The organism is Afipia sp. GAS231 (assembly GCF_900103365.1).
Taxonomy (GTDB): Bacteria; Pseudomonadota; Alphaproteobacteria; order Rhizobiales; family Xanthobacteraceae; genus Bradyrhizobium.
The window spans coordinates 6,126,654-6,139,044 of the sequence record NZ_LT629703.1 but is presented as its reverse complement, the minus strand read 5'-3'; the positions used below and the strand labels follow the sequence as shown (position 1 = coordinate 6,139,044).

At 63.0% G+C, this 12,391-nt stretch carries 11 protein-coding genes; 1 reads left to right on the top strand and 10 read right to left on the bottom strand.

The features are described 5' to 3' along the window. Positions 1-70 precede the first annotated feature (70 nt). From BLS26_RS28975 to BLS26_RS28955, 5 genes are all read right to left on the bottom strand, one after another. Positions 71-1,126 (bottom strand): DMT family transporter, encoded by a 1,056-nt coding sequence (locus BLS26_RS28975; protein ID WP_092515919.1) that lies wholly within the window; start codon positions 1,124-1,126, stop codon positions 71-73. A gap of 243 nt (positions 1,127-1,369) precedes the next feature. Continuing rightward, positions 1,370-2,209 carry an aldo/keto reductase gene (locus tag BLS26_RS28970; RefSeq protein WP_092515918.1) on the bottom strand — a complete coding sequence of 280 codons (840 nt, stop codon included), beginning with the start codon at positions 2,207-2,209 and terminating at the stop codon, positions 1,370-1,372. A 78-nt stretch (positions 2,210-2,287) separates the two neighbouring features. Next, complete coding sequence (locus BLS26_RS28965) at positions 2,288-3,535, bottom strand: serine hydrolase (RefSeq protein ID WP_092515917.1); 1,248 nt, start codon at positions 3,533-3,535, stop codon at positions 2,288-2,290. A gap of 152 nt (positions 3,536-3,687) precedes the next feature. After that, a complete protein-coding gene (locus BLS26_RS28960; protein ID WP_157676613.1) occupies positions 3,688-5,061 on the bottom strand; it encodes an MFS transporter in 1,374 nt (457 codons plus the stop codon). Between the two features lie 11 nt (positions 5,062-5,072). Then, entirely contained in the window at positions 5,073-6,110 is a 1,038-nt protein-coding gene (locus BLS26_RS28955) for an MBL fold metallo-hydrolase (protein ID WP_092515915.1), read from the bottom strand. Between the two features lie 272 nt (positions 6,111-6,382). Here BLS26_RS28955 and BLS26_RS28950 point away from each other — a divergent pair, with 272 nt between their 5' ends. Continuing rightward, positions 6,383-7,639, top strand: a complete 1,257-nt coding sequence (locus BLS26_RS28950) for an MFS transporter (protein WP_092515914.1) — start codon at positions 6,383-6,385, stop codon at positions 7,637-7,639. A 30-nt stretch (positions 7,640-7,669) separates the two neighbouring features. On the opposite strand, the gene BLS26_RS28945 is transcribed toward BLS26_RS28950, so the two are convergent. From BLS26_RS28945 to urtE, 5 genes are all read right to left on the bottom strand, one after another. Then, a complete protein-coding gene (locus BLS26_RS28945) occupies positions 7,670-8,662 on the bottom strand; it encodes an IS110 family transposase (protein ID WP_244541720.1) in 993 nt (330 codons plus the stop codon). Between the two features lie 259 nt (positions 8,663-8,921). Next, a complete protein-coding gene (locus BLS26_RS28940; protein WP_092515912.1) occupies positions 8,922-9,962 on the bottom strand; it encodes an aliphatic amidase in 1,041 nt (346 codons plus the stop codon). 49 nt (positions 9,963-10,011) lie between these two features. Beyond that, positions 10,012-10,356: a zinc ribbon domain-containing protein gene (locus BLS26_RS28935; RefSeq protein ID WP_092515911.1), complete on the bottom strand. Its 345-nt coding sequence runs from the start codon at positions 10,354-10,356 to the stop codon at positions 10,012-10,014. 89 nt (positions 10,357-10,445) lie between these two features. After that, entirely contained in the window at positions 10,446-11,675 is a 1,230-nt protein-coding gene (gene fmdA, locus BLS26_RS28930) for a formamidase (RefSeq protein WP_092515910.1), read from the bottom strand. Between the two features lie 20 nt (positions 11,676-11,695). Next, on the bottom strand, positions 11,696-12,385 hold the full coding sequence (urtE, locus tag BLS26_RS28925; protein ID WP_092515909.1) for an urea ABC transporter ATP-binding subunit UrtE: 690 nt from the start codon (positions 12,383-12,385) through the stop codon (positions 11,696-11,698). Positions 12,386-12,391 lie beyond the last annotated feature (6 nt).

Here is a 12,391-nt window from a genome sequence, read left to right as displayed (position 1 = left end):
GTTTTCCGCGGCCAGTGTGGCCCCCGCGCCACGCTTGTGTGAACCGGCGTACACCTTTCGCGCGAATGCCTCAGGCGTTGGGCGACGGCTCCGCCGGCACCGCGGCAAGCTGCGACCGCCGCACCCGTTCGCGATGGGCGGTGTAGAGGCCGCTGGCGACGATGAAAGCGGCGCCGGTCACGGTCCAGACGTCAGGGACTTCGCCGAAGATCAGGAAGCCGAGGATGCTGACCCAGAGCAACTGGGTGTAGGAAAACGGCGCCAGCACCGACGCGTCGGCGTAACGGAACGCCAATACCACGATCCACTGTCCGAGCGTCGAGGCAACGCCGATGAAAATGCCGAAGGCGATGTCGTGCCAGCTCGGCGTCACCCACACGGACGAAACCAGCCCCGAGAGCATGACCAGGCCCACGATCGACGAATAGGCCATCACGGTGACGGCGCGCTCGGTGCCGCTCATCATCCGCGTGATGATCAGCGTGCAGGCCCAGCACAGCGCCGAGACCAGCGGAAAGATCGCCGCGGGGTGAAACGCGCCGGTGCCGGGGCGCAGGATGATGATGACGCCGATCAGGCCGACGCCGGTCGCGATCCAGCGGCGCAGGCCCACCCTTTCGCCGAGGAAGACGATCGACAGCGCGGTGACGAGCAGCGGTGCGACGAAGCCGGTGGCGGAAGCCTCCGCGATCGGGAGAAAGCGAAGTCCGGAAATGAAGAACAGCGACGAGCCCAGGATCGTCAAGCCGCGCAGCAGATGCAGGCTGAGACGACCCGTCTGCAGCGCGAACAGCGGCGAACCCGGCACCATCGCCGGCATCATGATCAGCGCGAAGGTCAGGAAGCGGATCCAGGTGATCTCGATCGAAGGCAGCGTCGCCGACAGATACTTCGCGGTCACATCGGAGGTGCCGAGAAAGACCGTCGAAGCCAGAATCAGCGCGATGCCCTTGAACGGATGATCGGCGCGCGCGGGCGCTTTGGGTGCAAGGACCTTGTCGCGCTTAAAAGTCTTGTCACGCTTAAGGGCTTTGGGCGCGGCGGATTTCTTTTCCGGCGAAGGCAATTTCTCGGGCAACGACAATTCGGCGCTGTCCAGCCTGGCTGCGGCGGGGGGCGGTGTCACGGCAATCTCGAAAGGCAGTAATGATCGACTCGGGCGAGGTTTTAAAAAACACCAATTGTGCAGCTACGACTAGGTCCGGAAACGGGATGCGGATATGCGCTACGGGGCGCGGCAGCCTGCCACGGCCCGCGCCACAGTGCGATTGCAACACTTTGTTAAGAACTGTGTTCTCGCAGCGACGATTATTCATCAAGTCAGCGCGGACTCTTCACCTCGCCCCGCTTGCGGAGAGAGGGAGAAGAACTACAGCATCGGCAGCCCGCGCGGTTTCGGGCCGCGCGGAAACGCCTTGTCGAGCGCTGCGATCTCATTGTCGCCGAGTTTCAGATCGCCGGCGCCGGCATTGTCGGCGGCATGCTCCGCGCTGGAGGCTTTTGGAATCGCCAATACCGATGGTGCGCGCGTGAGAAAAGCGAGCGCGACCTGACGCGTGGTGGCCTTGTGCGCATCCGCCACTTTCTGCAGCACCTTGCCGCCCTTGCTGCGCGCTGACGGAAAATCATCATGGCCGAACGGCGAATAGGCGACGACGGCCACGCCATTTTGCTCGCACCACGGGATCACCGCGTGTTCGATCGCGCGCTCCTGCAGATGATAGAGCACCTGATTGCAGGCGATGGCGCCTTCGCCTGCGACATCGAGCAATTCGTCGAGATCATCGACGTCGAAATTGCTGACGCCCCAGGAACGGATTTTCCCGGCCGCAATCAGTTCGTCAAACGCCGCCACCGTTTCCTCGAACGGATAGGATCCGCGCCAATGGAGCAGATAGCAGTCGAGCCGATCGGTCTTCAGCCGCTTCAGCGAGCGTTCGCAAGCGGTGATGGTGCTGCGACGCGACGCGTTGCTCGGCAATACCTTTGAGACCAGAAACAGTTTTTCGCGCTGCCCCTCGATCGCGTCCGCGATCACGAGTTCGGCGTCGCCGTACATCTCGGCGGTATCGATATGGGTCATGCCGAGATCGATGCCGCGCCGCAGCGCCGCCACCGCAGCCGTGCGATCGCCGCGATCGAGATACCAGGTGCCCTGCCCGATCACGGATACGTCGGGACCGCCGCTGCCGAATTTCTGTTGTCGCAAGAATGCCTCTCGTTCGCTGTGCACCACTGACAACCTGATGTCTGGCCGGCATGACGCCAGCCAGACATGGCAATACTTTTATCGCTCGGCGTTGACGATCTGATAGGCGCCGCGCTCGAACGTGTCGTAGACGGCCAGCGCCTTGGCGTCGGCGAACGGCAGGTACTGCATCATGATCACGCCGGCGATGCCTTTGGCTGGATCGACCCAGAAGAAGGTATTGTTGATACCGCCCCAGCTCAGGCTGCCCGGGGATCGCTTGCCCGGCACCTGATCGGTCGTGATCAGAAAGCCGAGCCCCCATTTGTCCTTGTTGTCGTCGATGAAGGTGAAGTCGGCGCTGCGCGGCAGCGCGGATTTCAGCGCGGGGACAGAGACCGCACCGATCTGGTTCTGGCCCATCAGCGCCACCGTCTCGGCTCTCAGCACGCGCGCGCCATCCAGAGTGCCGCCGTTGAGCAGCATCCGCACGAAGCGGCCGTAGTCGTCAGCGGTCGAAGCGAGGCCGCCACCACCGATCGGCGCGGCGATGGTGAGGCCGGGCTGGGGCTTTTGCAGTTCGACCGCGCCGTCCATGCGCTCGCCGGCGCGCTGCTGCTGTGCGACCAGGCGCGGTCCCTTGGCTTCCGGCACGTTGTAGGAGGTGTCATTCATCTTCAGCGGGATGAAGATATGCTCGCGGAAATAATCCTCGAGCTTCTGGCCGGACACCACTTCGACCAGCTTGCCTGAGACGTCGGTAGAGGTGCTGTAGTGCCAGCGCGTGCCCGGATCGAACAGCAGCGGCCCGCCGAACGGATAGGTCTCGCCGGCGCGCGGCTTGAAATCGCGCCAGATCGCGCTGGTGAACGGATAGGCCAATCCGGACGTATGCGTCAGGAAGTGTCGGACCGTCGGCTTGGTCGCCGGCGCACGGAGCTGGTAATTCCCGGTCGCCGCGTCAAAATTTTCAATGACTTTCAGGCCCGCGAGCTCAGGCAGGTATTTTTCCGCGGGATCGTCGAGCGTGAGGCGGCCCTGCTCGATCAGCTGCATCAACGCCACCGACGTGACCGGCTTGGTCATCGAGGCGATACGAAACAGCGCGTCCGACGCAAGCGGGCGTCCGGTCGCGACATCGGCGACGCCGAAGGCGCCCTGATAGAGCACGCGCTCGCGATCGGTGACCAGCACGACCAGGCCCGGCACGTCCTTGCGCTCGACCGCAGCGCGCAGACTGGTGTCGAGGGCCGCGGCCCCCGGTGACTGTTGTGCATGCGCGGTGCCGGCCAATGCCGCAACCCCAGCGCCTATCGCGAAGACCATTCCAGCTATCTTTCGATTCATCGCAGCCTCCCCTGTTACGCTTGCCTCGGGGTTCACCCGTGCAGCCCTCCGAGGCCATCTTGTTTTGTTCGACGCCGTTTCAATGACGTGACAAGAACGCGGCGTCACATCCCTGTCGCGTGGTCACTTTAGCACCTGCCCTCCGTTGAGTCTCAAGGACTGATCCTGCGCGGCAGGAATGCCAGCAATCCCGCGCTGATGAACGCCAGCAGGGCCGCAAGCTGAAAGGTCAGGTGGAAGGCTTCAAAGAAGCCATGCTGAACTTGCAGAATTTCAAACAGCATCAGGATCAGCGAGGCCGCGGTGACGGTGCCGAACATTCGCGTCAGCAGCGTGAGGCTTCCCGCGACGCCGCGGTCCTCGATCGGCAGCGCCGATGTCACGATATCCGTATAGGCCAACTGAAACAGCCCAAGCCCGACGCCTTGCACGATCAGGCCTGCGACCTGCAGGGCGGTCGAAGTCTGCTCCGTCCATGCACTCAGCAGCAGAAGACCGGCGCCGATGGTGGCGGCGCCTGCGACCACCAGCCACTCGGCAGGGACCAGACGCTCGATCAAACGGCCGCCGATGGGCGAAGCCAGCACGGCGCCCGCCGCACCTGCGGCCAGGATCGCGCCGCTCTCCGCAAGCGTGTGACCGGGAATGCGCGTCAGATAATAAGGCACCAGCAGCCAGACCGAAAACGCCGCGAGACTGGCCGTCACGCTGATGAGGTTCAGCAGCGCAAAGCCGGGTGATGTGAGAACTTTGGTGGCGATGATCGGATGCTCGGCGCGGGATTGCCGGAAGCCGAAGGCTGCAAAAGCCACGATCGACAGCAGTCCGAGCCAGATGGCGGAAAACTCGCGCATTCGATTGAGCGCCAGCAGCATCGTCACCAGGCCCACGATCAGCGCGATGCCGCTCCATGCATCGAAGCGGTCGCCCGTCTGGCGCGGTGGCGGTGAAGGCAAGCCGCGTAACAGCAGCAGCGCCGCAATCGCAATGGGTATCCGGAACCAGAACACCGCCGGCCAGCCCCACACCGCCGTCAAGGCGCCGCCGAGCAGCGGACCGAGCATCAGGCCGAGCGCCATCATCATGGTGTAGATGCCGAGTGCCCGGCCGCGTTGCGCTTCGCCATAGAGCGAAGTCACCAGCGCGACGCCGCAGCTCAGGACGAGCGCCGCGCCCGCGCCTTGCAGGCAGCGGAAGAACAGCATCGCGCCATAGCTCGGCGCACAACCGACCAGCAGGAAAGCCACCGCGCTCCAGATCAGGCCGATCCGGTAGACAATCGCGTGACCAACGGTGTCGCCGATGCGTCCCATCGCCAGCAGCAGGCTGGCGTAGGTCAGGACATAGCAGATCACCACCCACTGAATATCAGGGATTGCGAGATCGAAACCCCGAGTGATGGCGGGGAAGGCAATGTTGACCGAGGAGTCGAGCTGCGCCGTCGCCGTGCCGAGCCCGATCATCGCGACCTGCCACCCTTTTGAGTGCAGCAGGCCGGTGGAGTTGGGTTCGGGGAGTGAAGACACGTCGAACCGGTTCACACGGGCGAGAAGCTGATCGCGCCGGCGCCATCGACCTCGCGCGTCAGCCGGCCGGTCGAGGCCAGCATGTTGAGATGCGCCAGCGCTTCGCCGAAAGCCTGGCGCGGATTGGCATAGAGCACGCGGGGGAATATTTCCTGCGCGACCGCGAACGCCGTCGTCTTCGTCGTCACGACGGAGGCGACGTCGTCGAGCCGGGCTTGATGATGTTCGCGCATCTGGGCCAGCCGTGTATGCAGCCCGCGGAACGGCAGGCCGTGCGAGGGCAGCACCAGCGTATCCGGCGGCAGCGCTTCGAACCGGGTCAGCGAATCCAGATACTCCTTCATCGGGTTGGCATCCGGCTGCGCCGGGGACACGATCACCGACGGTATCATGTGCGACAGGATCTGATCGCCCGAGATCAGGATCTTGTCTTTCTCGCAAAAGAACGACGCATGCTCCGGTGAATGTCCACCTGTGATGAACACTTGCCAGTCGCGCTGACCCATGGCGATCACGTCGCCGTCGCGGATGCGGATGAATTCGCGCGGCGGCCGCAGGCCGAGATACTTTGACTTGCGCAGCGCGCCGATGATCGAGGCCACCTCCTCGTCCGAGGCGCCATTACGGGTCATGAAAATCTTGAGCGGCTCGTCCTGTGCGTCCTCGCGCTCGTGCCACAGCTTCCAGCCACTCAGCCATTCCGCCAGCGGCATCCGCACCGTGCATCTCGATTCCTTCACCAGATAGCTGGCGAAACCGTAGTGATCGAGATGGGCATGGGTGAAGGTGAGATTCTGCAACGGACGGCTGCGTAGCAGGCCGCGCCAGAGCTTGTCCCAGATCTCGAACACATCGTCGGCGTCGAAACCGCAATCGACCAGGGTCCATCCCGGCCCGTTGTCGAGCAGCCAGCAATTGACGTGATTGGGCAGCGTCGGCATCGGCAGCCGCACCCAGAACATCCCGGGCAGCAGGTCCGTCAGTTCGCCATAGGCCGGCGGGCGCTGGACCTGGAATTGAAGATCCTGGAATTGCAGATCGTCGGACATGTGGTTCGCCGCCCTCACCCCTGATCGCTTGTTTCCAGCCTGCGCCCGAATGAATGGTGCAATGCGGAATGTCCTTGAACGGGACCCGCGATTATTCCACCAGCTTACGCGATGTGGCCGTCAACGCCAGCCGACGAATCTACAGCAGGCCAGCATTGCAAAAGAATTGCTGCCTAAGCCTTGAGTGGGAGCGAATTTTGCTGGAAACGTAAAACGTGCTCTCGCCGGCTCCGGCTCGCGAACCTCCCTGACTTAGCCGGGCAAGAACAATAATGGATGCGATGACACCCCAGTCCGGGCTCAGGCCGGAAATCGATCCGGCCGAAAGCCTCGACCGGCGCGCGCATCGCAACCTGCTGCTGCTCGCCTGCTGCCAGGCCGTCGGCCAATCCTGCAACACCATGATGTTCGCGGCGACGGGGCTGTCGGTCATCACGTTCTATCACCGGCCGGACCTCGCCAACCTGCCGGTGACGATGCAGCATATCGGCGTCATGATCTGGGTATTCCCGGCGGCGCTCTTGATGCAGCGGGTCGGCCGCCGCATCGGCTTTCGCGTCGGCTCGCTGTTCGGCATGGCCGGCGCCATGGTCATGTGCCTCGGACTCTATACCGGCAACTTCCTGGTGATGTGCGGCGGCGGCCTGATCCTTGGCTATGCGGTGGCCTGCCTGCAGATGTATCGCTTTGCCGCAGCCGAGCTGGTGCCGATCCACTACCGCGCCAAGGCGATTTCATGGGTTACCGCCGGCGGCGTCGCCGCGGCTGTGATCGGCCCGAGCCTTGTGCGCGTGACGCACGATCTGACGATGCCGCTTTATCTGGCGACCTATGCCGCCATTCTCGGCCTGCACGTCATCGTGTTTACGGTGATGTCGTTCATCACCTTCCCGGCGATGGCGGCGAGTCCTTCCGCGAGCCCGGCGGAGATCACGGCACCGCCGCGCCCGCTGTGGGAGATCGCCAGCCAGCCGCGCTTCATCGCCTCGGCGATGGCCGGCATGCTGGCATTCGGGACGATGTCTTTCATCATGAGCGCCTCGCCGATCGCCATTGTCGGCTGCGGCTTTCCGCATTCGGCAGCCCACTGGGTCATCTTCATGCATGTGCTCGGCATGTTCGTGCCATCGTTCTTCACCGGCAATCTGATCAACCGGTTCGGCGTGACGACGATCATGGCTTGCGGCATCGTGCTGATGCTGGCCGGCGTCGCGGCAGCGCTCAGCGGCACCGCCGAATGGAATTTCCGGATTGCACTCACCGTCAACGGGATCGGCTGGAATTTCCTGTTCGTCGGCGCCACCACGCTGGTGACGACCTGCTACCGCCCGAACGAACGCGGCAAGGCCCAGGCGCTCAACGATTTGCTGGTATTCAGCACCACAGCGACGTCGAGCTTCATGGCCGGCTTCCTGCAGGACCGCTGGGGCTGGCAACCGCTCAACTGGTTTTCCGTGCTGCTGATTGGGGCGGCTGCGGTTGCGGTGATATGGCTGCGGTTTCAGCGGCCGGCGTTGAACGCTGCGTAGGGTGGGTTAGTCCGTAGCAACCATTAAGAGCTAGGCGGCTTTTTCGGTCCACGGCGTACCGCGCTGGACCACGGTGTTGGCGTAGATCAGGAGCTTTCGGGCGCAAGCGATGAGCGCTGCGGTGTGGGCCTTTCCAGCGGCCGTCAGGCGGGCATAGAGCGCGACGAGTGCCTTGTTCCAGCGGAAGGCCGCTGGGAGGGCAGCCGCGAACAGGGAGCGGCGTAGGCGACTTCGCCCGCCAGCTATGCGACGTAGGCCTTTATGTTTTCCGCTGTCGTCGTCGAAGGGAGCCAGGCCGGCCAAGGCTGCAGCTTCCTCGCGGCTGACTTGCCCAAGCTCGGGCATGCGGATCAGAAGCGCCAGCGCCGTGCGTTCTCCGATGCCGGGAATGCTCAGCACCAGATTGAGTCGCATGGCAAGATCGTCACTGGCGCGAAGTCGCTTGGCAATGTCGCGTATCTGCGCGGCCCGTCGTGCCTTCAGCCGGACGATGTCGCTGTTAACAATGCGCCGCAGGCCAGGTTCGTCGATATGTTCGAGCCGGGTCTTGTGACGCGCGATGTCTTCCTCGATCTGTTCGAGAAAGGTCAGATATCCAGCCAGTTGTGCCAGTCGAGGATCTGGCGCAGTCTTCGGCTGATCGAGTGTCGCTGTGCAAGCCGCGATCAAGAACGCATCGAGCGCATCGTTCTTGGCGCGACGCAGATGGACCCGGCCAAAAGCCTTGACCTGGGTCGGCTGCAGCACCAGCACGGTGAAGCCCGCCTTGCGCAAATACTCCACCACGCCGCGTTCATAGCCGCCCGTCGCCTCGATCCCGACGCGCGTCACGCCGGCTTTAGACAGGTTGGCCGCCAAGGCGCGCCAGCCAGGTAAAGCATTGGCAACCCGCCAGCGCTCGGACCGATCATGAACAGCAACGTCCAGTTTGGCCTTGGATGTATCGATTCCAGCCGTCGTTATGATAGTCTGTGTCATCTTCGTCGACCCCGCCTTGTGAAGCGAACCAAGTTGTTCCGGCAACCATCCGGGTCCGATGAAGGTGCTGGCGCGATCACGCTACGGGGCAGCCACAAACTGCTCAGGATGGGTTCGATCCGATCGCCAGCGGCCTGCCGTGGATGGCCGTCCACGGCAGGCCATTCCTTTCGGAACATGCCGACGATAACCGATTGCGCTATTACAAGGGTGGGTTAGCATAGCGTAACCCACCAGCTTCGTGCCGCGCGGATGGTCCGGACGGTGGGTTACGGCTTCGCCTAACCCACCCTACGAAGTCGCCTCAATAATTCGTCCCGGTCTTCTCGTTCGGAATGCCGTCGATCGGGCATTCCTCGGTGCCCGCGGTCGAGCGGGTCATCGCCTCGACCATCTCGCGCGTGCCCTCGGGATCGTTGATCCACTTCTTGTAGAAATCATAGGGACAGGCCGCGACGCCTCGCGAACTTTCGCCGGAATTGATCATGCCGGTGTAGCCGCGGTGCACCAGCTTGTAGAGATGGTTCTGCGACTGGCCGGTGCGGCGCGCGTCGCGGATCAGGGTTTTGGAGAGCTGCGCATACTGGATGCCGTAGTCCTCCTCACCGCATTCGCCCAAGGTGCGACCATCGAAGCCGATGATCGCGGAGTGGCCGAAGTAGGAATAGACGCCGTCGAAGCCGGCGGCATTGGCGACCGCGACATAGACATTGTTGGCCCAGGCCATCGCCTTGGAGATCAGGATCTGCTGTTCTTTCGCGGGATACATGTAGCCCTGGCAGCGCACGATCAGCTCGGCGCCCTTCATGGCGCAGTCGCGCCAGATCTCCGGAAAATTGCCGTCGTCGCAGATGATCAGGCTGACCTTCATGCCCTTCGGGCCGTCGGAGACATAGGTGCAGTTGCCGGGATACCAGCCTTCGATCGGTACCCACGGCATGATCTTGCGGTACTTCTGGACGATCTCGCCCTTGTCGTTCATCAGGATCAGGGTGTTGTACGGCGCCTTGTTCGGATGCTCCTCGTGGCGCTCGCCGGTCAGCGAGAACACGCCCCAGACTTTGGCCTTGCGGCAGGCTTCGGCAAAGATCGCGGTCTCCTCACCCGGCACGGCGCAAGCGGTCTCGTACATCTCCTTGGAGTCGTACATGATGCCTTGGGTGGAATATTCCGGGAAGATCACCAGATCCATGCCCGGCAGGCCGAGCTTCATGCCGACCAGCATGTCGGCGATCTTGCGGGCGTTGTCGAGCACCTCGGCCTTGGTGTGCAGCCGCGGCATCTTGTAATTGACGACGGCTACGCCGACGGTGTCGTTGCTCGATGAAATATCGCCGTGAAGCATGGGATCGCCCCTGTTCTGTTTCGGGTTTGTCGCGGTCGCTAAAGAAAAATCAGTGACTGATCATCCACGGCCGCGCGGTCGGAAAGCTCTTGGCGCCGCTGCGGGTCTGCTTCACCAGCCGTGACAGTTTCTTCTTGGTCGAACAGCAGCCGCAACCCGGACCATGCGAGGCCTTGTATTCGGCCAACGTCTTCGGCGCATTCGAAGAGCGCTCGTTGGTGGCGGCGGCGAGCCGCTTGTCGGACGGCATGCAGAAGAAGGCCGGCGCGGTCAGGATCACGCGTGGCGATTGGCTTTCGCAACTCGGGCAGTCCTGCGGATCGTCGCATTCCGCCATCGGCCGCATGTCCTTGAACGGGCCGCAATGGTTGCAGAGATATTCGTAAACGGGCATTTGCTTCTCCCTCGCGCTTCTCGAATGATTCACGACGGCGGATGCGGGGCGGCAAAATACGCACCGTCCCGCATCCCGTCGCGCAGGGATTACTTGTCCGGCGACAGCGGCATCTGGATCGAACCGTCGATGTGTTTGATCGGACCCGCCGACGACGGCATGATATCGAAGTCGAAGATTTCCGTCGGCAGCCACAGCGTGGCGCAGGCGTTGGGCACGTCGACCACGCCGGAGATGTGGCCCTGGCACGGCGCGGTGCCGAGGATTGAATAGGCCTGCGCGCCGGAGTAGCCGAACTTCTTCAGGTACTCGATCGCGTTCAGGCAGGCCTGACGATAGGCGATGTGAACGTCGAGGTAATGCTGCTTGCCGGCCTCGTCGACCGAGATGCCCTCGAAGATCAGGTAGTCCTTGTAGTTCGGCGTGATCGGCGACGGCTTGAACACGGGGTTCTTGATGCCGTATTTGGCGACACCGTCCTTGATGATGTCGACCTTGATGTGCAGCCAGCCGGCCATCTCGATCGCGCCGCAGAAGGTGATTTCGCCGTCACCCTGGCTGAAATGCAGATCGCCCATCGAGAGGCCGCCGCCGGGAACATAGACCGGGAAGTAGATCTTCGAGCCGCGGGAGAGATCCTTGATGTCGCAGTTGCCGCCATGTTCGCGCGGCGGCACGGTGCGGGCGCCTTCGGCGCCGATCTTGGCCTTGGCGTCGCCCTTGGCCTGACCGGCATGCGCGGTCGCGGCGAACGGCGGATTGGCCAATCCGGGAATGCGGGTCGGATCGGTCGCGATCAGCGCGTTCTCGCGCTCGTTCCACTTCGCCAGCAGTTTCGGATCGGGCAGACAGCCGATCAGGCCGGGATGGATCAGGCCCGCAAAGTTCACGCCGGGAATGTGGCGCGACGAGGTGTAGAGGCCCTTGATGTCCCAGATCGATTTCTGCGCCAGCGGGAAATGGTCGGTCAGGAAGCCGCCGCCGTTCTGCTTGGAGAAGAAGCCGTTGAAACCCCAGAGGCTCTCTTTCAGAGGACCGACGTCGAGCAGGTCGACCACCAAGAGATCGCCGGGCTCCGCGCCCTTGACGCCTATCGGGCCGGACAGGAAGTGCACGATCGACAGATCGATGTCGCGCACGTCGTCGGCGGAATCGTTGTTCTTGATGAAACCACCGGTCCAGTCATAGGTCTCGATGATGAAGTCGTCGCCGGGAGAGACCCAGGAAACCATCGGAATGTCGGGATGCCACCGATTGTGGATCTTGTCGTTGTCGTAGGCCGACTTGGTGAGATCGACCTTGATCAGTGTATCAGGCATCAACAGCTCCCCTTTGAGGTTTACACGGACAGGAATTTTGAAATCTGCGCGGCATCGACGCTGTCGCGCGGATCGTCGCGGACGATCTCGCCGTTCTCGATGACAAGCACGCGGTCGGCGATGTCGAGCGCGAAACTCAGCACCTGCTCCGACACCACGATCGACAGACCGCGCTCGTCGCGGATTCGCTTCAGGGTTCGGGCCATGTCCTTGATTATCGACGGCTGAATGCCTTCGGTCGGTTCGTCCAGCAGCAGCACCTTCGGCTGGGTGGCGAGCGCACGGGCGATCGCCAGTTGCTGCTGTTGTCCGCCGGACAGGTTGCCGCCGCGGCGGCCCTTCATTTCCAGCAGCACCGGGAACAGTTCGTAGATGTCCTCGGGCACTTCGGAGCCGCCGGATACCACGAGGCCGGTCTCGATGTTCTCCTTCACCGTCATGGTCGAGAAGATCATGCGGCCCTGGGGCACGTAAGCGAGGCCCTTGGCGACGCGCTCGTAGCTCGGCAGCGCGCTGAGTTCGGCGCCCTCCATGCTGACCGAGCCGCTCTTGGTCGGCACGATCCCCATCAGCGACTTCATCAGCGTGGTCTTGCCCATGCCGTTGCGGCCCATGATCGCGATGATCTCGTTGGGCGCGACCGAGACGTTGAGGCCGTGCAGCACTTCGCTCTGGCCGTAAGCGACGTGAAGATCCGAGATTGCCAGCATGAACGT

Coding starts and splice junctions, on each gene's coding strand:
- BLS26_RS28950 (WP_092515914.1), top strand. CDS start 6,383: ATGGATGCGATGACACCCCAGTCCGGGCTCAGGCCGGAAATCGATCCG.
- BLS26_RS28965 (WP_092515917.1), bottom strand. CDS start 3,535: ATGAATCGAAAGATAGCTGGAATGGTCTTCGCGATAGGCGCTGGGGTT.
- BLS26_RS28940 (WP_092515912.1), bottom strand. CDS start 9,962: ATGCTTCACGGCGATATTTCATCGAGCAACGACACCGTCGGCGTAGCC.
- BLS26_RS28935 (WP_092515911.1), bottom strand. CDS start 10,356: ATGCCCGTTTACGAATATCTCTGCAACCATTGCGGCCCGTTCAAGGAC.
- BLS26_RS28955 (WP_092515915.1), bottom strand. CDS start 6,110: ATGTCCGACGATCTGCAATTCCAGGATCTTCAATTCCAGGTCCAGCGC.
- urtE (WP_092515909.1), bottom strand. CDS start 12,385: ATGCTGGCAATCTCGGATCTTCACGTCGCTTACGGCCAGAGCGAAGTG.
- fmdA (WP_092515910.1), bottom strand. CDS start 11,675: ATGCCTGATACACTGATCAAGGTCGATCTCACCAAGTCGGCCTACGAC.